18 protein-coding genes are annotated in these 20,299 nt (G+C 61.5%); 11 read left to right on the forward strand and 7 right to left on the reverse strand.

Translation table 11 applies throughout. The features are described from left to right. Window positions 1-43: 43 nt before the first annotated feature. Complete coding sequence (locus A6A03_RS12435) at window positions 44-1,222, reverse strand: thiolase family protein (RefSeq protein ID WP_066788726.1); 1,179 nt, start codon at window positions 1,220-1,222, stop codon at window positions 44-46. Between the two features lie 268 nt (window positions 1,223-1,490). Then, window positions 1,491-3,911, reverse strand: coding sequence for a 3-hydroxyacyl-CoA dehydrogenase/enoyl-CoA hydratase family protein (locus tag A6A03_RS12440; RefSeq protein WP_066788728.1), 2,421 nt, complete (start codon window positions 3,909-3,911; stop codon window positions 1,491-1,493). A 262-nt stretch (window positions 3,912-4,173) separates the two neighbouring features. Between A6A03_RS12440 and A6A03_RS12445 the strand changes: the two genes are divergently transcribed. After that, window positions 4,174-4,614, forward strand: a complete 441-nt coding sequence (locus tag A6A03_RS12445) for an RrF2 family transcriptional regulator (protein ID WP_066788730.1) — start codon at window positions 4,174-4,176, stop codon at window positions 4,612-4,614. Between the two features lie 281 nt (window positions 4,615-4,895). Here the strand turns inward: A6A03_RS12445 and A6A03_RS12450 are convergent, their stop codons facing one another. Both A6A03_RS12450 and A6A03_RS12455 read right to left on the reverse strand, forming a co-directional pair. Further along, window positions 4,896-5,747, reverse strand: a complete 852-nt coding sequence (locus tag A6A03_RS12450) for a DUF2085 domain-containing protein (RefSeq protein ID WP_066788733.1) — start codon at window positions 5,745-5,747, stop codon at window positions 4,896-4,898. Then, window positions 5,744-6,295, reverse strand: a complete 552-nt coding sequence (locus A6A03_RS12455; protein ID WP_066788736.1) for a TlpA family protein disulfide reductase — start codon at window positions 6,293-6,295, stop codon at window positions 5,744-5,746. Before A6A03_RS12455 ends, A6A03_RS12450 begins: the two co-directional genes overlap by 4 nt. Window positions 6,296-6,349: 54 nt before the next feature. Between A6A03_RS12455 and A6A03_RS12460 the strand changes: the two genes are divergently transcribed. The 5 genes from A6A03_RS12460 (at window position 6,350) to A6A03_RS12480 (ending at window position 12,325) form a co-directional block, all read left to right on the forward strand. Continuing rightward, window positions 6,350-6,958 (forward strand): hypothetical protein, encoded by a 609-nt coding sequence (locus tag A6A03_RS12460; RefSeq protein ID WP_245668975.1) that lies wholly within the window; start codon window positions 6,350-6,352, stop codon window positions 6,956-6,958. Window positions 6,959-6,985: 27 nt separating this feature from the next. Next, a complete protein-coding gene (locus A6A03_RS12465) occupies window positions 6,986-7,732 on the forward strand; it encodes a segregation and condensation protein A (protein ID WP_066788739.1) in 747 nt (248 codons plus the stop codon). A gap of 766 nt (window positions 7,733-8,498) precedes the next feature. Then, a complete protein-coding gene (locus A6A03_RS12470; protein WP_066788742.1) occupies window positions 8,499-10,700 on the forward strand; it encodes a sensor histidine kinase in 2,202 nt (733 codons plus the stop codon). A gap of 192 nt (window positions 10,701-10,892) precedes the next feature. Further along, a complete protein-coding gene (locus A6A03_RS12475) occupies window positions 10,893-11,549 on the forward strand; it encodes a response regulator (RefSeq protein WP_066788745.1) in 657 nt (218 codons plus the stop codon). A 17-nt stretch (window positions 11,550-11,566) separates the two neighbouring features. Continuing rightward, window positions 11,567-12,325, forward strand: coding sequence for an MBL fold metallo-hydrolase (locus tag A6A03_RS12480; protein ID WP_066788748.1), 759 nt, complete (start codon window positions 11,567-11,569; stop codon window positions 12,323-12,325). A gap of 304 nt (window positions 12,326-12,629) precedes the next feature. On the opposite strand, the gene A6A03_RS20415 is transcribed toward A6A03_RS12480, so the two are convergent. Continuing rightward, window positions 12,630-12,878, reverse strand: a complete 249-nt coding sequence (locus tag A6A03_RS20415) for a hypothetical protein (protein WP_156525334.1) — start codon at window positions 12,876-12,878, stop codon at window positions 12,630-12,632. 155 nt (window positions 12,879-13,033) lie between these two features. Here A6A03_RS20415 and A6A03_RS12495 point away from each other — a divergent pair, with 155 nt between their 5' ends. The 4 genes from A6A03_RS12495 to A6A03_RS12510 all read left to right on the forward strand — a co-directional run bounded on the left by A6A03_RS12495 (window position 13,034) and on the right by A6A03_RS12510 (window position 17,679). Next, entirely contained in the window at window positions 13,034-14,194 is a 1,161-nt protein-coding gene (locus tag A6A03_RS12495; protein ID WP_066788757.1) for an amino acid ABC transporter substrate-binding protein, read from the forward strand. A 250-nt stretch (window positions 14,195-14,444) separates the two neighbouring features. After that, window positions 14,445-15,647 (forward strand): amino acid ABC transporter permease, encoded by a 1,203-nt coding sequence (locus tag A6A03_RS12500; RefSeq protein ID WP_066788760.1) that lies wholly within the window; start codon window positions 14,445-14,447, stop codon window positions 15,645-15,647. 10 nt (window positions 15,648-15,657) lie between these two features. Further along, the gene (locus A6A03_RS12505; protein ID WP_066788763.1) at window positions 15,658-16,890 is read left to right on the forward strand and encodes an amino acid ABC transporter permease; all 1,233 of its coding nucleotides are present in this window, start codon (window positions 15,658-15,660) and stop codon (window positions 16,888-16,890) included. 39 nt (window positions 16,891-16,929) lie between these two features. Further along, window positions 16,930-17,679, forward strand: coding sequence for an amino acid ABC transporter ATP-binding protein (locus A6A03_RS12510; RefSeq protein ID WP_066788766.1), 750 nt, complete (start codon window positions 16,930-16,932; stop codon window positions 17,677-17,679). 37 nt (window positions 17,680-17,716) lie between these two features. Here the strand turns inward: A6A03_RS12510 and A6A03_RS12515 are convergent, their stop codons facing one another. Next, on the reverse strand, window positions 17,717-18,943 hold the full coding sequence (locus tag A6A03_RS12515; RefSeq protein ID WP_082908968.1) for a glycosyltransferase family 4 protein: 1,227 nt from the start codon (window positions 18,941-18,943) through the stop codon (window positions 17,717-17,719). 32 nt (window positions 18,944-18,975) lie between these two features. After that, window positions 18,976-19,533 (reverse strand): hypothetical protein, encoded by a 558-nt coding sequence (locus tag A6A03_RS12520; RefSeq protein ID WP_066788769.1) that lies wholly within the window; start codon window positions 19,531-19,533, stop codon window positions 18,976-18,978. Window positions 19,534-19,582: 49 nt separating this feature from the next. On the opposite strand from A6A03_RS12520, the gene pdxH reads away from it, so the two are divergent. Beyond that, window positions 19,583-20,218: a pyridoxamine 5'-phosphate oxidase gene (gene pdxH / locus A6A03_RS12525; protein ID WP_066788771.1), complete on the forward strand. Its 636-nt coding sequence runs from the start codon at window positions 19,583-19,585 to the stop codon at window positions 20,216-20,218. Window positions 20,219-20,299: the final 81 nt, after the last annotated feature.

The raw sequence follows: 20,299 nt of genomic DNA on the forward strand, positions 1-20,299 counted from the left end.
GTAGAGCCGCACGGCCGTGCGGCTCTACACCGCCGTTACCGTATCAATCCAACCGTTCAAAAATCCCCGCTGCCCCCATCCCGCCGCCGATACACATCGTCACCATCCCGTACCGGCCACCGCGCCGCTCCAGTTCATCGAGGATCTGCACGGTCAATTTCGCGCCGGTGCAGCCGAGCGGGTGGCCGAGCGCAATCGCGCCGCCGTTCACGTTGACCCGCTCTTCGTCGAGACCGAGCTGGCGGATGACGGCAATGGCTTGCGCGGCGAAGGCCTCGTTCAGCTCGATCAGATCGATGTCGGCCAGCGTCAACCCAGCCTGCTTCAGCGCCTTGGGAATCGCTACCACCGGCCCGATCCCCATCACCTCCGGCTCAACGCCACCCACCGCAAAGCTCACAAAGCGCGCCCGCGGCTTCAGCCCCAGCTCAGCCGCCTTCTCGGCGCTCATCACCACTACCGCCGCCGCGCCATCGCTCGTCTGCGACGAATTGCCGGCAGTAACCGTTCCTTCGGCGGCAAAGACTGGCTTCAGCTTGGCCAACGCCTCTGCCGAGGTGTCGGCGCGCGGGCCTTCGTCGCGGTCGAAGATCTGCACCCGCCGCCGGGGTTGGCCATCCGGCCCCGGCTCAACCAGCTCAACCTCGACCGGCACGATGCTGCGATCGAACAGGCCGGCGGCCTGGGCCGCCAACGCGCGCTGGTGCGAACGCAGCGCGAAGGCGTCTTGATCGGCCCGGCTGATCTCAAACCGGCGGGCGACGTTCTCGGCGGTCAACCCCATGCCCAAGTAGACCGCCGGGTCGTGCTGGGCCAAATAGGGGTTGGGCGAGAACTTATTGCCACTCATCGGCACCATGCTCATACTCTCGGTGCCGCCGGCGACCACCACCTCGTTCTGGCCGGCCATAATCTGGTAGGCGGCCATTGCGATCGTCTGTAAGCCCGACGAACAGAAGCGATTGACCGTCACCCCGCAGACGCTATCGGGCAGACCGGCGCGCTGCGCAGCGACGCGGGCCACGTTCAACCCCTGCTCGCCTTCGGGCATCGCGCAACCCATGATCACGTCTTCGACCAACCCCGGCTCGATCCCGGCCCGCTCAATTGCCGCCTTAATCACAATCGCCGCTAAGTCATCGGGGCGCACCGTGCGCAACGCGCCGCGTCCGGCTTTGCCGACTGCGGTGCGAACCCCGGAAACAATCACTGCTTCTCGCATCGCGATAACTCCTTTGTTATACGAGTAACGCCAAGGCGCAACGTGTGTTCAACGCCAAGCCGCAAAGCTCGCCAAGAACGCAAAGTGTCTTTAACGCCAAGCCGCAAAGTTCGCTAAGAACGCAAAGATATCTGATGGGTCTGCTCCCAAGCGCGCTGATGCCAAACCATAGGAAACACCTTTGCGTCCTCTGCGGAGCCGGACAGCCGTCGGCTCTACTTGCGCCTTTGCGTTTCCCATCCTCTGGGTCTTTGCCCCCTCTGCGCCTTTAGTTCCGGAGCGGCTTGCCATGTTCGAGCATATGGCGGGCGCGGGCTTGGGTGCGCTCGTCCTTCAACAGCTCGATCACCGTCGTCCGTTCAAGGTTGTGCATATACACGTCGTCAACCCACTGCGCGCTGCTCAGTTCGCCGCCGCACAAGACATACGCCAGCTTCTCGGCCAGCACCGCATCGTAGGGGGTGGCAAAGCCGCCTTCGCGCATCTGGTAGATTGCAATGCGCGCCGCTGCCAACCCGTCGCGGCCAAGGGCATAGCACGGTTTGGCAGTGATCTGCGGCGTATACCCATCGGCCACCAGCCGCAGCACTTCGCGCTTAGCCTCGCCGATCAGATAATCAGGGTTGAAGACGATCCGGTCAGTCGGGCGCAGCAGACCCAACTCCTTCGCTTCGTGGGCGCTGGTGGCGACCTTCGCCAACGCAATCGTCTCGAACACCTGCTGGAAGGCTTTCAGCGTATCGTTGCCGCTCCGCGCCGCCGCAGCGATAATTCGCCGGTTCATCTCGGTGCAGCCGCCCCACGCCGGGATCACCCCAACGCCAAACTCAACGAATCCCATATAGGTCTCGGCGGCAGCCACTGACGCCGCGCTGTGCATCGACAACTCAACCCCGCCTCCCAGCGTCTGGCCGAACGGCGCGCTGACAATCGGCTTGGCGCTGTCGCGCATACGGCGGAAGGTCTGTTGCACCAGCGCCGCATACTCGTCGATGTCGTCCCACGCGCCGGCCATCACCGCCGCACCTACCTCGTTCAGATCGAGGCCAGCCGAGAAGCGCGGGCCTTGATTGCCGACGACTATGCCGATCCACGGCCCCTGCTCAAGTTCATCGAGCGCCTTGATCAGCATCTCAACCGCTTGCCCGCCGATGGTGTTGGCCTTCGAGTGCAGCTCGTAGCAGAGCACGCCATCGCCGAGATCGATCACGCTAGCGCTCTCATTGCCAAACAGCTCGCGTCCAGCAGCCTTGAGCGCAGCCAGATCGATGGCGCGCGGATCGCGCGCGATGGGTTCGAGTTGGCCGGTCGCGACATTGTATGCTGCCGGCACGCCATCCAGCTCGCCGTAGAAACTGCCTTCAGCCGCGATAAGCTGATCGACCCACGCCGGCAGACTCTCGCCAAAAGCACGCATACGTGCCGCCGTTTCAGCGATGCCCATCGCCTGCCAAAGCTGGAATGGCCCCATGTCGTGGGCAAATCCCCAGCGCATCGCGTTATCAACATCGGCCACGCTATCGGCAATTTCGGGCAGGCGGCGGGCGGCATACGCCATCATCGGGTAGATCGCTGCCGCTACCAGCTTCGCGCCGCGATCACCGGTTTCGGCCCGGTCAAGGATAAAACGCAGCCGGTCGGGCAGCGGTTTGATCCTGCGCGTCGAGGCGATAAGTTCATCAACCGCAGCGGTGCCTTGCGGCGGCACATACTCGAGCGTCTGCAAATCGAGCGGCCAAAACTCGCGCTTGCCGTCGCGCTTGACCTCTTTGTAGAAGCCTTGGCCAACCTTCTTGCCCAGTTTGCCGGCGGCGACCAGCCGCTGCGATAGATCGTTGTGCCGGTAGACCTCGCGGCTCTCATCATCGGGAATCGCGTCGTACAGATTCCCGGCCACGTATGCCATCACGTCGATCCCGACCTGATCGAGCAAGCGGAAGCTGGCTGTATTAGGCCTCCCAATCAGCGGGCCGGTCAGCGCATCGACCTCTTCCACCTGATAGCCATGTTCGAGCGCGAAATTGAGCAGCACCTGCCCCGCATACACAAAGATGCGGTTGCCAATAAAGTTGGGCCGGTCTTTGCAGATCACCACCCCCTTGCCCAGCCGCTCTTCGGCGAAGCGGCGGAAGGCAGCGACCACCGCCGGATCGGCCTCATCGCCGGGAATGATTTCGAGCAGGCGCAGATAACGGGGCGGATTGAAGAAGTGGCTGCCGAAGAAGTGGCGGCGAAAGGCTTCGCTGCGGCCTTCGGCGATGATCCGGATCGGGATGCCGGAGGTGTTGGTGGTGACGATCGCGTTCGGCTTCCGCACCTCCTCCAGCCGCGCCATCAACGCCTGCTTGGGGCCAATCTGCTCGACAATCGCCTCAACGATCCAATCGCATTCAGCCAGCCGGTGAAAATCGTCTTCGGTATTACCCAGCGTAATCAGTTCGGCGCTGCGCTCGCTGTAGAGATTGGATGGGCGCGCCTTGCGCATGCGTTCAAACCCCTGCTGCACAATCCGGTTGCGCACCTGCGGATGGCTGAGGGTCAAGCCTTTGGCCTCCTCCTCGGCGGTGAGAGAGTCCGGCGGCACATCGAGCAACAACACCGGAATGCCAGTACCGGCCACCAGCGCGGCGATCGCGGCCCCCATCGTTCCGGCGCCGATCACGCCAACCCGCTTGATCTGATAAGTCATTGGCTCCTCCTTGACCATGTCTCTCCGTTGCGGACTCTCGTGCGCTTGTCACGCGGTTGTATATTCATAACCGTGTGTTTAGACGCACTGCGTCATGGGATGAGCATATCATACCACAAGTTGCGCGAATTGGGGAAGGGGATTCGTCGTTTGCCCGCTTCGTCTGCCCGGTGAGCCGAGCGTTGGCTATTGTTCCCCCGTTTGACGCCCGTTGCCCTTATTGCTACAATGTTAAGTGATCTACTTGACTATGGAGGCAACGATGCGCATCTCGAGCAAAGGCGACTACGGGTTGCGCGCGCTATTTGATTTGGCGCAGCGCTATGGCGAGGGGCCGATCCAGAGCGAGGCTATCGCTGGCCGGCAGGGGATTCCGGTCAATTACCTCAACCAACTGCTGATCACGCTGCGCCGGGCCGGTTTGGTTGAGAGCTTGCGCGGGCCGCAAGGCGGCCATCTGTTGGCCCGCTCACCCGAAACGATCACGTTGCTCGAGGCGCTGACGGTGCTGGAAGGGCCGATCTTGCCGGCGGAAGGCGGGCGCGACGATTTGCAACCCACCGAACCGCTCGATCGGGCGCTGATCGATGAGGTGTGGAGCGAGCTGCGCGCGACGATCGAACGCCGGCTGGCTTCAATCACGCTCGATGATCTCTGCCAGCGCAAACGCAGCCGCGATGGGGCGGTGATGTATTATATCTAAACGCAAAGACGCAACGTATCTTCAACGCAAAGACGCCAAGTGCGCTAAGATCGCAAAGTATGGATGATCGTTCTGTGCCCAAGCGCACTAAAGCCAAACCATAGAAAAACCTCTGCGCTCTCTGCGTCCTTCGCGTCTTTGCGTTTTACCATCCCTGCGCCCTCAGAGCCGGACAGCCGTCCGGCTCTACATACCTTCGCGTCTTTGCGTTTAATCCCCTCTGCGTCTTTGCTTCCTCTGCGTCTTCAGAGCCGGACAGCCGTCCGGCTCTCCATGCGCCTTTACAGGATCAACCCCATGCTCTCCATCCAAAACCGCAGCCACGACATCACCCCTGCAATCACCAACGTCGGAATGAGCGCAATCGTCGCTGGGCCGGCCAGTTGGCGGATGCTGGTCACTTTGCCTTCATAACCCATAAACAGGCTGGTCAGCAACAAACAGACCAAATAGAGCACACCGAGAATACCGAAGAAGGCCAAAAACGCCAGCGGCCAGAAGGTGATGCCGAGGTTGCCGTAGATGGCGGCCAGCGCCAGCAGGTTAATCACGATAATGCCGAGCAACTGCCCCCAGTTGGCGAAAACCGGCTGCTGCGGATCGACATTTTGGCGCAGGGTGTTGTTGAGCACAATGTGCAGCGCGGTAGCAATCGTGATCCCCATACCCATGCCGGTGAGGGTGCGCAAGAAGTTGTCAGGCGGGTACCAGTTGGGCAGCCCTAGATCGAGGAAGAGCGAATTGAAGCCATCAACCGCCATAATGGCCACGAAAGCCACCAGCGTCAGCGAAATCGGCCACGGCGGAATCTTGCCAGCCCTCCCGCGCCCGATTGCGTACAGATAGAGGAAGGTGAGCATAAAGCTCAGATAGATGCCGCTGTTGCGCGCGCAGAGCGGAAATTGCAACCCGCCGACAAAGATGTTGTGCTGTTGGGCGCAGATGCCATGCACGACCGCGTACATCTTCCACTCCAGCGGCATGCCGGGGCTGAAGAGCAGAGCCACCAGCAGCGCGCTGAAGCTGCCGAGAAAGATCGGCCCCCACGGGATAGGCCGCTTCCCAGCCTCTTTCCGGGCCGCAATCCGCTCTTGCGCCATGCGGAGAATCTCATCAGGAGAACGTTCGCTCATCGTACCTCCGCTAGTCGCTCGGCCAGCCGCGCGGCGGTTAACGCGCCGAGATGGCGGGCGGCGATGGTGCCATCGCGATTGATAAAGAAGGTGGTCGGTAAATTCGTCACGCCGTACCGCTCGCCAATCGCGCCGTCGCGGTCGGTGATCAGGGGGAAGCTGACCCCTACTTTTGGCGCGAAGGCCGCGATCGCTTCGGTCGACTCATTGCGATTAACCGCCAGTATCACCAGATCAGGGTTAGCGCGGCGAGCCGCCTCAAATTCCGGCATCTCTTCGACGCAAGGCAAGCACCACGTGGCCCAAAAGTTGACGATCACCGGCTTGCCGCGTAGGTCGCTCAATTTGTAGGTGCCATCGGCCAGTGTGTAGCTGAAATCGGGCGCTTTTTCGCCGGGAATGGCGGCCCAATCCGGTTTGGTGTCAATCAGTTTGCTTTCCGATGCGATCGGTGTCTCGCCTACCACCAGCGGCTGGCTGGCCTGCGGTGCGCCGGTGCAGGCGACAAGGACGAAGATGAAGCTGAGAAAGATGATAGCGTGTCTCATAGTCTCATTCTACCATGGGTACAATCGGTTACCCCGCTGAACGCAGCGGGTCACGTGCTCGCGCTGCGTTTCTCTGACCACTCTGCAATGCTCGAAACGGGCCAATTGCGCTGGAGTCGCTTCCGGCGGTATAATGCTTCGCCGGTAATCATCACGACCGCCAGCGATGGTCTTATGTCTCTATCATACCGCATTCGCCAATTTCGCAACGCTTTGCGCGCCGATGTTTCACCCGCCGAATACGAGCTGGTCGCGCAGGTGCTCACTCCCGCCGAGCAGCGATTGTTTTGGCAGATGCCGCTCTACGATCGGCGGCACTGTCTCGATGTCTACCATACGCTCGTCGCCGCCGGCGAGCGCGATACGTTGTTGTTGCGCGCGGCGCTTTACCACGATTGCGGCAAAGTTGATGACGCGGGCCGCCCGATGGCGCTCGGCTGGTATGTGCTGGCGACGATCCTCAAGCGCTGGCCGGCCCTCTATTTGATGGCCGCCCGGCTCGTGCCGGCGATTGCCGTCTATGCCGACCATGCCGCTCGCGGCGCGCGCATGGCCGCTGCCGCCGGTTGCCCGCCGGAAATTGTTGAGACGCTGCGCCATTACCATGATCCGCACCCAACCGGTCGCGCTGCCCGGTTGCAGTGGGCCGACGAGCAGAACTAACCTCTGCACACGTTTGCGGCAGCCAATATGCCTTACGAAGTCACCTTGCCGGCTTTTACTGGCCCGCTCGATCTGCTGCTCCGTCTGATCGAACGCGCCGAACTTGATATCACCACCATCGCGCTGGCCCAAGTGGCCGACCAGTATCTGGCCCATGTGCGCGCGCTGGAAGCAGTCGAACCGGACGAGCTGGCCGAGTTTGTGAGTTTGGCTGCTCGTCTGGTGCTGATCAAGTCGCGCGCGCTCTTGCCCCGCTCGCCGAGCGCGCCGGCAGCGCCGGTTGATGAGGATGCCGAGCAGTTGGCTGCCCAGCTTGAGTTGTACCGGCGCTTTAAGCAAGCCGCCGAGCTGCTGCGCGTCTGGCACGAGAGCGGGCGCAGCACCTTTGCCCGCGTCGCGCCGCCGCCGCTCACGATCGCCCCGCCCCCGGCCAGCTATCGCATCGCCGATCTGTTGCAGGCGCTGGCCCGCCGCGCGCAGTTGCAATTGCCGCTCGAACCCGAAGAGCGGATTGTGCTGGCGCCTCGCCTAACCGTAGCCGAAGTCGCTGCGCGCATTCGCGCCCGGCTCGAACGCGCAGCGTGGTTCGATTTTAGCGATCTGCTCACCGCGCAGCCGGCTCCCGAAGAGGTGATCGTGTCGTTTTGGGCAATGTTGGAATTGCTCAAGCGACGCGCAATTGTGGTCGAACAGGAGTCGTTGTTCGGCCCGATTCTGATCGGGCGCGGCGAGTCGCCGATCGAGACCAGCGAAGCCGATGAGCGTGAGTTGTAATCAACGCCGCGATATGCGACAATGCAAGTACGTGACAGATCCTTCCCCCAGCGGGGGGAGTAAAGGTTGTTAGCAGCGGGCGAGCCGCCCGCACTCCGCGCCGGAGAGGGGGCGCGGGCCGCCGGCCCGCCACTCCTCCCCCCAGCGCGGGAAGGCCGGGAGGGAAGCATAGCGAACACAACCGTTGATCGCAGTGCGATGCCTCAACGCTTCGCTTTACGCTCCCCTCTCCCGCCGTCAGGTGGGAGAGGGGCTGGGGGTGAGGGCCGTCAGCCCGCGCAGCGGGCTTCGTAACCCAAGCCCGGCCCTTCAGGGCCGGGCACCGGGTCAGATGTTCGGTCTGCCCTTGAACCTAGCGCGGGAAGGCCGGGAGGGAAGCATAGCGAACACAACCGTTGATCGCAGTGCGATGCCTCAACGCTTCGCTTTACGCTCCCCTCTCCCGCCGTCAGGTGGGAGAGGGGCTGGGGGTGAGGGCCGTCAGCCCGCACAGCGGGCTTCGTAACCCAAGCCCGGCCCTTCAGGGTCGGGTACCGGGTCAGATGTTCGGTCCGCCCTTGAACCTAGCGCGGGAAGGCTGGGAGGGGGCATAGCGGACAAAACCATTGATCGCAGTGCGATGCCTCAACGCTTCGCTTTACGCTCCCCTCTCCCGCCGTCAGGTGGGAGAAGGGCTGGGGGTGAGGGCCATCAGCCCGCGCAGCGGGCTTCGTAACCCAAGCCCGGCCCTTCAGGGCCGGGTACCGCTACGTAACGAGCAACGCCTATGACAAGCGCTTCGCATCCTACAGCCACAAACCAATCACTCCCGCTCGGCGACTGGCTGGCGTTTGGTGATGCGCTGCGCGCCGATGACTCGCCGGAAGGTTTGCTTGGCGAAGTGGTAGAGACGCTGCGGCGGATCGTCGGCAGTCCGTGCGTCTATGCGCGGCTGCGCGACGACGAAAGCGACACGCTGCACGCCGTCGCCTTCGCCGGCGTCGAACCACAGCTTGCCGAGCAGTTGCAGGCCGCACCGGTTGAGCCGGCGCAGTACCAGTCCTTGTTGCGGCCCGAATACCGGCTGAGTTATTCGTACCTTGTGCCGGCGGAAGCCTTGCCCGCTGGTGTTCCGGACACGGCGGCGATTGCGCCGGCGGCGGCGTTGTTAACGCCATTGCGGGGGCGGGGCGAGCGGCTGATTGGGGTGATTGTGATCGCGTGGCCGCAGCCGCCCGATCTGGCGACGGTGCGGATGGTCGAGGCGATTGCCCGTCAAGCCGCGCTGGCGGTGGAAAACGTGCGGCTGGCCGAGCGCAGCGCCCGTTTGCTGGCCAAAGAGCAACTGCTGGCCGAGTTGGGGCGCGCTGTCGGCGCAACGCTTGATCTTGACACTATCTTGCGCCAAACTGTTGATCGGCTGGCTGCGGCGTTCGGTGGCGGTTTGGTGGCGTTGCTCAATGAAACTAACGATCTGCTCGTCGCTGCGGCGGCGCCATCGTTGGCAGACATGGTTGGCCAACGCCTGCCCCTGCTCGATGGCACGCTGGCATGGGTGGCGCAGAGCGGCCAACCGTTCGTGATTGACGATTGCCGGATTGCCACACGCGAGGCGTTGTTGTTTGGGCCTGATGTCGCCTCGTGCGTGATTGCGCCATTGCGTAGCGGCGGCAGGGTGATTGGCATCTTGAGTGTGGTGAGCCGCCGTGCCGGCGCCTTCAACGATGAAGATGTCGATCTGCTCGAAGCGATTGCGGCGCAGGTTAGCGGCCCAATCGTCAGCGCCCAACTCTACGCCGAATCGCAGCGGTTGGCGGCGCAGGTGCAGCGCCGCGCCGATCAATTGGCGGTGCTGAATTCGATTGCGCGTATTGTCACCGCCACGCTCGATCTGCGCGAGTCGTTGCCGCTGGCGACCGAACGCATCCAGCAGGGGTTTGGCTATCCGCAAGTCGATCTGTTCTTGATTGAAGATGATGCCAGCGAGCTGGTGTTAGTCGCTTCGGCTGGCCAGTATGCGCCGTCGCGGGTCGGTTATCGCCAGCACATCAACCTCGGTTTGGTGGGACGGGCTGCGCGCAGCGGGCGAATTGTGCGCGCCGAAGATGTGGCCAGCGAAGCCGATTATCTCGGTTTGAGCGAGCGGCTCGATATTCGCTCAGAGCTGTGTGTGCCGCTGATTGCCAACGGCAAAACCTTGGGCGTGCTCAATATCGAATCACCGCAACCGGCTGGCTTGACCGCCGAAGATGCGGCAGTGCTCGAAACGGTGGCCGATATGCTGGCCGGCGCGGTTGAGAATGGCCGGCTGTACCAACGGGCCCAACAGGCGGCGGCGCTCGAAGAGCGCAACCGCTTGGCCCGCGAGTTGCACGATAGCGTCAGCCAGCAGCTCTTTAGTATGACCCTCACGGCCCAAGCGGCCCGCGCCCAATTTGAGCGGAATCCGGCCCGCGTGCCGGCGTTGCTCGACCGGTTGCAAGAGACGGCTACCGCCGCGTTGGCCGAGATGCGTGCGCTCATTTTTCAATTGCGCCCGCCAGCGTTGCGCGATCAGGGATTGGTGGCGGCGATTCAACAGCATGCCCAGCATCTGGCCCACCGCGAAGGGTTGCGGATCGAGCTGAACGTGATCGGCGACGAGCGCCATGCCCGCGGCATCGAGCAACCGCTGTTCCGGATCGTGCAAGAGGCGCTCAACAATATCGTCAAACACGCCGCGGCCCGCAATGTCCAGATTCAACTTGAACTAACCGCTGAACAGGTGCGTATTCGCGTGATCGATGATGGGCAAGGCTTCGATCCCTCCGCGCGACCTTCCGGTGAAGGCCGCCATCTTGGTTTGCTCAGCATGCGCGAACGGGCAGCCGAACTCGGTGGTACCTTTGCTGTCCATTCGCGGCCCGGCGCTGGCGCCGAGATTGAGGTGGTGGTGCCGCTGCGCGGGCGGAATGCGGGGAGTGAGGAGGGAATGGGCAGAAGGGAGTAGGGAATAGCACGTTTCAGAACGACTCAGCTCCCTCTGTTCCCGCGTGCGGATGCAGGGAGCTGGAGGGATGAGGGTCAATCATCTACAGTCTCATCTTTTAGCTCATATCAAGCAATACGTGGTCAGCGCAAGCGGATGATAGATGGCTTACGCTGCCATCCCTTGGCTCGTGTACCCACAGGAGGCCGGCTGATGGAACAAATAACCGTGCTGTTGATCGATGATCATCGCGTCGTGCGCCAAGGGTTGCGCGACTTTCTCGAACTGCAACCTGATATCGAAGTGGTCGGCGAAGCAGGCAGTGGCGAAGAGGGGGTGGAACTGGCCCGCGAGCTCTTGCCCGACGTCGTGCTGATGGATCTGGTCATGCCCGGTATTGATGGCGTCGAGACCACTCGCCGCTTGAAAGCGGTCAGCCCCTCGTCACAGGTGATTGTGCTGACCAGTTTTGCCGACGACAACAAGGTCTTTCCGGCGATCAAAGCCGGCGCTATCTCATACCTGCTCAAAGATATTTCACCGGAAGAGCTGGCCCATGCCGTCCGCGCCGCCTGCCGCGGTGAAGCCGTCTTGCATCCCGATGTTGCGGCCAAATTAATGCAAGAGTTCAACACGCCGCGCCCCAACGAAGCGCCGGTCGAGCAGCTCACCCCGCGCGAGATGGATGTGTTGCGGTTAGTCGCCAAGGGCATGTCGAACAAAGAGATTGCCGATACGCTGATCGTCTCGGAAAAGACGGTCAAAACCCACATCAGCAACATTCTCTCGAAACTCCACTTGGCCGATCGCACGCAAGTGGCGATCTATGCCTTGCGCAAGCGACTGGTGCCGATTGATGATGAGGAGTAATCCACAAGGACTGCATTATGACGAACGCACGGATCGTCTTGCTCGGCACTGGCACCGGCTTGCCTGATCCCGATCGTGCCTATACCCATCTAGTCTGGGATGGGCCGGGAGGGCCGCTGCTGGTTGATGTTGGCGGCGAGAGCTACCGCCGTTTGTTAGCGGCGGGGATTGACCCGCAAACCTTGCGGGGTGTCATCCTGACCCACAGCCATTGCGATCACATCAATGGTCTGCCGGCGTTACTCTTTAGTCTGCGGTTAGGCGGGCGCAGCGAGCCGCTGCCGGTCTACGGCCTCGCGCCAACCCTCGAACTGGCACGTGGATACGTGCTGGCGGCAGGGTTGGAAGAATGGGCGGATATAGCGGAATGGCGACCGATCACTGCCGGCGATCGGCTGCGTCTGCCTGATGGCTTAGAGGTTGCGACCGCGTTAACCGCGCATAGCCGGCCATGCATTGCCCTGCGCTTCACCGCACCATCGTTGCCGGCAGTGTGCTACTCGGCTGACACTGAGCCGTGCCCAGCAGTGACCGAATTGGCCACCGGCGCGCACCTGCTGATTCACGAAGCGACGGTTGCGGAGCCGTTTGCCGGTCACACCACCCCGCGCCAAGCCGGCGCAGTCGCCGCCGCCGCCGGCGTGCGCCAACTGGTGCTGGTGCATTTCAGTCCACGCTGGACCATGCCGGTCGAACAGGCGTTGGCCGAGGTAGCGGCAGGCGGATTCACCGGCGCAGCGCAGGTCGGCCACGATTTGCAATCGTTACCACTGTAGAGCCGCACGGCCGTGCGGCTCCCCGGCGATGCGGTGAACGCTAGCAGGGTGGTTTGCGCCGGCGATGCGGCTCCCCGGCGATGCGGGTGCGCAATGGATGCCGGTCACGCAACCGGCCGCGCCACCGCCGAAATGGTTGCAGCGGCGCGGCGCAATCATCGTCACGCCGGCCGTGCGGCTCCCCGGCGATGCGGGGAACGCTAGCAGGGTGGTTTGCGCCGGCGATGCGGCTCCCCGGCGATGCGGTGAACGCTAGCAGGGTGGTTTGCGCCGGCGATGCGGCTCCCCGGCGATGCGGTGAATGCTAGCAAGGCGGTTTTCGTCCGGCCGTGCGGTTCCCCGGCGATGCCGGCGCGCAATGGATGGCGATCACGCAACCGGTCGCGCCACTGCCGAAATGGTTGCAGCGGCGCGGCGCAATCATCGTCACGCCGGCGATGCGGCTCCCCGGTGATGCGGTGAACGCCATCACGGTGGTTGCGCCGTTGCCATCAGGGAACCAGCGCCCGATCCTGTGCAACCCTGACACGATTTGCACACTCTGGCGAATCATGGTATCATTCCACCAATCCGAATGACATGAAGTCAATGCAGCGCAACGATGCCGCGTGGGGCAAGTTCGCCTCATCCCCAAAGGGACCGCACGGTTCGCAGCGCCGGAAGGTCCGGCGTGAGCGCGCAACCGTATCAGATTGTATAGGAGAGGACATGCGCAAACACATCACCTTGGTTCTGGCTGGGTTACTCAGCTTGATCTTGGCTGCCTGCGGCGGCCAAGCCCAGCAGTCGCCCACCACAGCGCCGGCCCAACCGGCCACCACGGCTCCTGAGCAGCCGACCGCTGCACCAGCGCCGACCGCAGCGCCTGCTGCGACCGCAGCGCCTGCCGGCGGCACTCCCGCCCAACCCGCAGCCGGCGGCCAGATTGAGCGGATTCTGGCGCGTGGCACGCTGATCTGTGGTGTCAACAACAACCCGCTGCCCGGCTTTGCCACCGTCGATGCGGCTGGCGTCCGCCGCGGATTCGATGTCGATTTCTGCCGCGCAGTCGCGGCGGCGTTGTTCGACGATCCGGACAAGGTTGAGTATCGCCCACTCAGCGCCCAAGAGCGCTTTACCGCTTTGCAGACCGGCGAAATTGACGTACTGATCCGCAATAGCACGTGGACGCTGGGCCGCGATGGCAACCTTGGCCTCGACTGGGCCCCGACCACGTTCTACGACGGCCAAGGCATGATGGTGCGCAAAGACAGCGGCATCGAGACGCTGGAGGACATGAATGGCGCTACCATCTGCGTGCAGACGGGTACGACCACTGAATTGAACTTGGCCGACCAGTTCCGTGCCCGTGGCCTGACCTTCACGCCGGTGGTCTTCCCCGATGGCGATTCGACCCGCGCTGCCTATGACGCCGGCCAGTGCGACGGCTTCACGACTGACAAGTCGGGTCTGATTTCGAGCTTGACCCTGCTCAGCAACCCGGCTGATCACAAGATCCTCGAAGTGACGATGTCGAAGGAACCGCTTGGCCCGTCAGTCCGGCAGGGTGATCCGCAGTGGTTTGATGCGGTGCGCTGGATCGTCTTCGCGACCTTCCAAGCTGAGGAATATGGTATTACGTCGCAAAATGTGAATGATTTCCTCAACAGCGACGTGCCGGAGATCCGCCGCTTCCTCGGTATTGAGGGCGATCTGGCCAAGGGCATCGGTTTGTCGAATGACTTTACGGTGCGCATTATTCGCCACGTGGGCAATTACGCCGAGATCTACGATCGCAACCTCGGCCCCGATACGCCCTTCAATCTGCCGCGTGGTCTGAATGCGCTCTACACCGACGGCGGTCTGCTCTACTCGCCGCCCTTCCGCTAGGCGTTGAAGGGTAGGCTGACAACAGATAAGTTCGCTCAGGAGAGAATTGGAGGGGCGACGTGTTGCGTCGCCCCTTTACTAAAGATATTGGATTGCAACGTTGCTCGGAACATCGGTTGCTTCCTGACGGTTTGCCGTGCGCATTGATATTGCACTTTTGCGCTGCACATCAAGATGCTTGAGACGGTGTGAGAGAAGTTATTGTTTGATTTCTACTCTATTTGGGAAATTCATATTCAAGGAGTAGCCTATGGCGGCTGGTTCTCCACCACTTCCTTCCGGTAAAGTAACGATTCCGTTTTATCGCGACACGCGCATTATTGCGATCATTGTGCAAATCGTCTTTGCAATCGCGGTCGCCGCGCTGCTCTGGTACCTCTACTCGAACATGATGAATGGGTTGCGGCAGGCCAATCTGTTGCCGACCTTCGCCTTCTTATCAGTTCCCGCTAGCTTCCCGATCGCCGAAAGCGTAATTCCGTATGACCCCTCGATGACCTACGGGCGCGCCTTTTTGGTGGGCATTTTGAACACGGTGCGGGTGGCCGTGATCGGGATTATCTTGGCGACCATTTTGGGTTTAATCCTTGGCATTGCGCGCCTGTCCGATAATTGGCTGTTGCGTAATGTGGCGCTGGTCTATGTAGAAATAGTGCGCAATGTGCCATTGCTCTTGCAATTGATCTTCTGGTTTTCGCTGACCCGTCTGTTTCCCCGCATTCAAGAGAGTATTGATGTCGGCGGTTTGCTCTACTTGCATAACCGTGGCGTGACGCTGGCATGGCCGCAGGCGGCCAGTGATTTTGGTGCGTGGATGGTCTGGGTGTACGGCGGGATTGTGTGCGGCGTGGTTTACTATGTGATTCGCCGCATCCAGTTTGCCCGTCGCGACCGGCCCGGTGTGGCCATGCCGCAAGCCTTCCTGATCGCCTTGGGTGTGGCCGTAATCGGCTTCTTCACAACCTATTTCGTTTACGGCGCTTGGCCGGTGAGCCTCTCGATCCCCGAATTGCAGCGGTTTAATTTCGTGGGTGGCGTTACCGTCACTAATAGCTTTGCCGCGCTGTTGGTCGGTTTGGTGATCTACACTGCTGTGTTTATCGGCGAGATTGTGCGTAGCGGTATTTTGGCGGTCAGTAAGGGCCAGCGTGAAGCGGCCCGCGCGCTGGGGTTGACTCCCGGCCAGACGATGCGGTTGGTGATTCTGCCCCAAGCGCTGCGCGTGATTATCCCGCCGCTTACGAGCCAATACCTGAACCTGACCAAGAATAGCAGCTTGGCGGTGGCGATTGCCTATCCTGACCTGTTCTACGTGGCAAGCACGATTAACAATCAGACCGGCCAAGCCGTGCCGGTGATCCTAATGTTGATGGCGAGTTACCTCTCGGTCAGCCTGCTGACGTCGCTGTTTATGAACTGGTACAACCGCCGCATTCAACTCGTCGAGCGCTAAGGAGACGCCTGTGGCTACCGAAATCAGTCGCCCAACTTCGCGCCGCGCGCCGCGCCAGCAGATCGGTTTGATCGAGTGGTTGCGCAAGAATCTCTTTTCGACGTGGTACAACGTCATTATTACGGTCGTGTTGCTCTATGTCATCGTGCAGACGGTGACGAGCTTTGTCTCGTGGATGGTGACTGCCCCCGGCTGGTCGGCGGCGTTTACCAATATCAAGCTGTTGCTAACGTGGACGTACCCGGTCGATCAGCTTTGGCGTCCGCAGGCGGCAATGGCGTTGGTGATGGTGTTGCTTGGTCTGAGTTCGGGTTTGTGGGGCGGCATCGTGCGCATGGTGGCGTTAGGCGCCGCAGCGATCAGCGTTGCGCTCGGTTTTGTCGCGTTTACCTTCCCGGATTTGCCCGGCCAGACCTCGCTGCCCGGCTGGCTCTTCATGTTTATCTGTGCGGTGTTGCTGGTTGGCGGCGATCAACTGGCCCGTCTCGTCGGGAATAAGGTGCGGTGGCCGCTGATCATCGCGTGGCTGCTGGCCTACCCAGCCGTGATCTTGATCTTGCGCGGCGGGATCGGCTTGCCGGTGGTTGAGACGAAGCTATGGGGCGGGTTGATCCTGACCCTCATTCTGGCCGTGAGCGGGATTGTGCTCTCGTTCCCGCTTGGCGTGCTGCTGGCGCTGGGCCGGCGCAGCTCGTTGCCGGTCATCCGTACCTTCTGCGTGCTCTATATCGAGTTGATCCGCGGGGTGCCGCTGGTGACGGTGCTCTTTATGGGGGCGCTGTTGCTGCCGCTCTTCCTCCCCGGCGGCGAGAGCATTGATGCGCTGGTGCGGGCCGTGATTGCGGTGACGCTCTTTAGTGCGGCGTATCTGGCCGAAAACGTGCGCGGCGGTTTGCAATCGATTCCGAAAGGGCAGGTTGAGGCGGCGCGCGCGCTGGGGTTGAATGTCGTGCAGACGACGCTGCTGATTACGCTGCCGCAGGCGCTGCGCGCGGTGGTGCCGGTGCTGGTCGGCCAGTTTATCTCGTTGTTCAAAGACACCTCGCTGGTCGTGATCATCGGTCTCGTCGATCTGCTCGGCGCAGCGCAGAATATCGTCGGCCAGCCGGAATGGCTGGGTACTCCCGGCGGTGTCTGGCGCGAGACGTTTCTCGTCATTGCGGCGATTTACTGGGTGTTTAGCTTTACGATGTCGCGCATTAGCAAGCGGATCGAGGATCAGATTGCGCGCAGCCGGCACTAATTGCGGATCATTCCCTATCTTGAGCGAAGGAAGTCATATATGAGCGGAAACGGCAGTAACGAACCAATTATCATCTGCGAAAACGTCAATAAATGGTACGGTAATTTCCATGCCTTGAAGGATGTGAGCCTGCGGGTGAAACGCGGTGAAGTGGTGGTGATCTGCGGCCCGTCCGGCAGCGGCAAGAGCACCTTCATCCGTACTATCAACCGGCTCGAAGAACATCAGGAGGGGCGGATCATCGTTGACGGCATCGAAATGACCAACGATATTCGCAATATCGATGCCATCCGCCGCGAAGTGGGCATGGTGTTCCAGCAGTTTAACCTCTTTCCCCACCTCACGGTCTTGCAGAATATTACGCTAGCCCCGATTTGGGTGCGCAAGAAGACCCGCAAAGAGGCTGAGGCGAAAGCCTTTGAGTTGCTCGAACGGGTGGGTATCCGCGAGCAGGCCCACAAGTACCCCGGCCAACTATCCGGTGGCCAGCAGCAGCGGGTGGCGATTGCGCGCGCGCTGGCGATGGAGCCGCGCATCATGCTGTTCGACGAACCGACCTCGGCGCTTGACCCTGAAATGGTGAAAGAGGTGCTGGACGTGATGAAGACGCTGGCTCGCAGCGGTATGACGATGCTCTGCGTGACCCACGAAATGGGGTTTGCCCGCGAAGTGTCTGACCGGATCGTCTTTATGGATCAAGGCCAGATCGTTGAGGAGGGCACTCCCGACCAATTCTTCACCAATCCGCGCAACGAACGCACCAAGCTGTTCCTCAGCCAGATTTTGTGATCCTGCGGCGGGGCGCATATCCGTGCGCCCCACGTGCTCATTCATCATCGCCGTTGTCCTCGCCTTGGCGGCGGGCAATGGCGGCAGCGTAGATCGCCTCAATCGCAATCGCGGCCCGTTCCCACGATAATTCGGCCACGGCCCGCGCTCGCGCTCCGGCAGCGCGCTCGGCAGCCAGTTCGCGGTTGGTCAGCGCCAGCTCGAGCTGAGCGGCAAAATCGGCGGCGTTGCCCAGTTTGGCGTAGAAACCGTACGGCCCCAGAATCTCGCGGTTGACCGGCGTGTCAAAGGCAACGGTGGGCAACCCCATCGCCATATAGTTGCCGATCTTGCCGTTGCCTTCGGTCAAGCTCATTTTGGGTGCGACCGCCACCTCGCCGAGGGCTAGATAACTGTGCAAATCGCGGTAGATGATGCGCCCCGGCAAGGTGACGTGATCGGCGATGCCTAAGCTGGCCGCGAGGTTGCGGTAGCTCTGCGGATCGGGGTGGCCCATAATCAAAAAGTGCAAATCAGGGTGGCGCTGGCACATCTGTTGGGCCACTTCGAGCAACAGATTGGTGCCTTGATAGGGCGCAAGCAGGCCGATATACACGACAATCCGGCGATCCGGCGGGATGCCCAATTGCGCGCGCAGTTCGGCTCGCTGGGCAGCCCATGCCGGCGAGCCATCGTAGGGGCGAAAGCGTTCGGTATCGACGCCATCGGCAATCGTAAAGAGGCGTTCTTCCGGCACCGAGCGATCACGGCGCAGCAGATTGGCTGCGTTGTGGGTCGAGGTCATGACCGCGTCGGCAGTGCGGTTCAGCATCCGTTCAAGCCGGGCCAATGGCACAAACAGCGGGTTGGTGCGCCGGATGAAGCCGTGGTCGAGCATTTCGCTGGTCATACTGCCTTGATAGTCGAGGATCAAGGGCCGGTTGAGCAGGCGTTGCAGCGGCAAGCCGATCGCAGCGGCTTCGTGAGTGTGGGCATGGATGATGTCAGGGCGAATGCGTAAGGCGGTGCGCAAGGCGCGCCACCCCAACCCCACATCGAGGTAGAGTTTGTGGCGTGATGAACCGACGACAGCGCGTTTGATCCACGGCACATCCCATGAGCGGTAGATAGTGATCCCCGGAATGTCATCGCCGTTGTGGTATGTGACCAGCACAATCCGGTGGCCGCGGCGTTGCAAAGCGCGGATCTCTTCCAAAATCCGCACGTGGTTGCCGTAGTCGGAAAAGAAGCTGGTCGAGGCAATCATCAAAATGGTGTATGGCATGGCAGTACGTGGCGCTAGCCAAGAATAGCCGCTTACTGGGCGGCGCTGGCGCGCCGTTGCACAGCAAGGTGCAACGGCGGCCCGGCTGGCGGAATCGCGCCAGCCAAAATCGCTTCATAATGGAGTTCGGGATACGGCAACCCTAGTTGACTGATCCATTCTTCGGGCAATGGGTCGGGATCAAAGGCGAGATGAACGACGCCGCGCTCGCCGTAGAAGGTGGTTTCGACGGCTTCAAACCGCTCTTCGCCGACGGTGTCGTCTTGGTACACGCCGCGGGCCCAACTGACGCCATTGCCGCCGACTTCAATCCAGACACTACGGGTATGCAGCCGGGCCGCCAATGCGCGGGCAAGGTTCCGGTCGGCAAAATAGCGAGGATCTTCCCAAATAGCCACCCACCCTTTGGTCGAGGGGGCAATAAAAAAGTGGCGATAAGGTTTATCAGGTATCATAATAATGCCGCTGATCGCATGCGGTGGAAGGTCAACCGCATGCCACCCCTGTTCGGCAAGGATAGCGGCTAGTGCCGTCGTAACGGCGGCGTGATCAGAATGGGCAACGTAAATCGCGGCGCTGTTGTTCATCATCGGCGCTATTGTATGACAGCCATCGTTCCTGCGCAACTGGAGTGCATTGATGAATCTGGCCGAATTACGCAAGGAATATACGCAACGCGGCTTATCAGAAAGCGAAGTGGACGCCGACCCGATTGCTCAGTTCATCCGCTGGCTGCGCGAAGCGGCTGAGGCTGGCCTCATCGAACCAAACGCGATGACGCTAGCGACGATTGATCCTGATGGGCGACCCTCGGCGCGGATGGTCTTGCTCAAAGGCGTTGATGAGCGTGGTTTCGTCTTTTTCACCAACTACGAGAGCCGTAAAGGGCGCGCGTTGGCGGCACATCCGGCGGTGGCATTGGTCTTTTACTGGCCGGAATTGGAACGGCAAGTGCGGGTTGAAGGCTACGCCGAGCCAATCAGCGCCGAGGAATCGGATGCCTACTACGCTACGCGCCCGCTTGAAAGCCGGATCGGGGCGTGGGCCTCGCCCCAAAGCCGGCCCATCGCCAACCGCGCTGAACTCGAACAGCGCATTGCCGAGGTGGCAGCACGATTTTCTGCGCAAGAACCGCCACGCCCGCCCTTTTGGGGCGGGTATCGGGTGTTCCCTGATCGGATTGAGTTTTGGCAAGGGCGGCCATCGCGCCTGCACGACCGGCTCTGTTATACCCGCACCGCTGCCGGTTGGCGACGCGAGCGGCTGGCGCCATAATTAGCCGTTGCCCCGGCTGGCAGTATCGTTTATAATGGCAGCAACGATTTCCCGATCACGATCGGGCAGTCTTCCGGCCTC

The sequence above is a fragment of the Chloroflexus islandicus genome (assembly GCF_001650695.1).
Classification (GTDB): Bacteria; Chloroflexota; Chloroflexia; order Chloroflexales; family Chloroflexaceae; genus Chloroflexus; species Chloroflexus islandicus.

Bases quoted from the DNA above. Each gene is read 5' to 3' on its own strand.
- A6A03_RS12465 (WP_066788739.1), top strand. From the start codon at position 6,986: ATGCCTTACGAAGTCACCTTGCCGGCTTTTACTGGCCCGCTCGATCTG.
- A6A03_RS12510 (WP_066788766.1), top strand. From the start codon at position 16,930: ATGAGCGGAAACGGCAGTAACGAACCAATTATCATCTGCGAAAACGTC.
- A6A03_RS12445 (WP_066788730.1), top strand. From the start codon at position 4,174: ATGCGCATCTCGAGCAAAGGCGACTACGGGTTGCGCGCGCTATTTGAT.
- A6A03_RS12515 (WP_082908968.1), bottom strand. From the start codon at position 18,943: ATGCCATACACCATTTTGATGATTGCCTCGACCAGCTTCTTTTCCGAC.
- A6A03_RS12475 (WP_066788745.1), top strand. From the start codon at position 10,893: ATGGAACAAATAACCGTGCTGTTGATCGATGATCATCGCGTCGTGCGC.
- A6A03_RS12520 (WP_066788769.1), bottom strand. From the start codon at position 19,533: ATGATGAACAACAGCGCCGCGATTTACGTTGCCCATTCTGATCACGCC.
- A6A03_RS12470 (WP_066788742.1), top strand. From the start codon at position 8,499: ATGACAAGCGCTTCGCATCCTACAGCCACAAACCAATCACTCCCGCTC.
- A6A03_RS12435 (WP_066788726.1), bottom strand. From the start codon at position 1,222: ATGCGAGAAGCAGTGATTGTTTCCGGGGTTCGCACCGCAGTCGGCAAA.
- A6A03_RS12455 (WP_066788736.1), bottom strand. From the start codon at position 6,295: ATGAGACACGCTATCATCTTTCTCAGCTTCATCTTCGTCCTTGTCGCC.
- A6A03_RS20415 (WP_156525334.1), bottom strand. From the start codon at position 12,878: ATGATTCGCCAGAGTGTGCAAATCGTGTCAGGGTTGCACAGGATCGGG.
- A6A03_RS12500 (WP_066788760.1), top strand. From the start codon at position 14,445: ATGGCGGCTGGTTCTCCACCACTTCCTTCCGGTAAAGTAACGATTCCG.
- A6A03_RS12495 (WP_066788757.1), top strand. From the start codon at position 13,034: ATGCGCAAACACATCACCTTGGTTCTGGCTGGGTTACTCAGCTTGATC.
- A6A03_RS12480 (WP_066788748.1), top strand. From the start codon at position 11,567: ATGACGAACGCACGGATCGTCTTGCTCGGCACTGGCACCGGCTTGCCT.
- A6A03_RS12440 (WP_066788728.1), bottom strand. From the start codon at position 3,911: ATGACTTATCAGATCAAGCGGGTTGGCGTGATCGGCGCCGGAACGATG.
- pdxH (WP_066788771.1), top strand. From the start codon at position 19,583: ATGAATCTGGCCGAATTACGCAAGGAATATACGCAACGCGGCTTATCA.
- A6A03_RS12450 (WP_066788733.1), bottom strand. From the start codon at position 5,747: ATGAGCGAACGTTCTCCTGATGAGATTCTCCGCATGGCGCAAGAGCGG.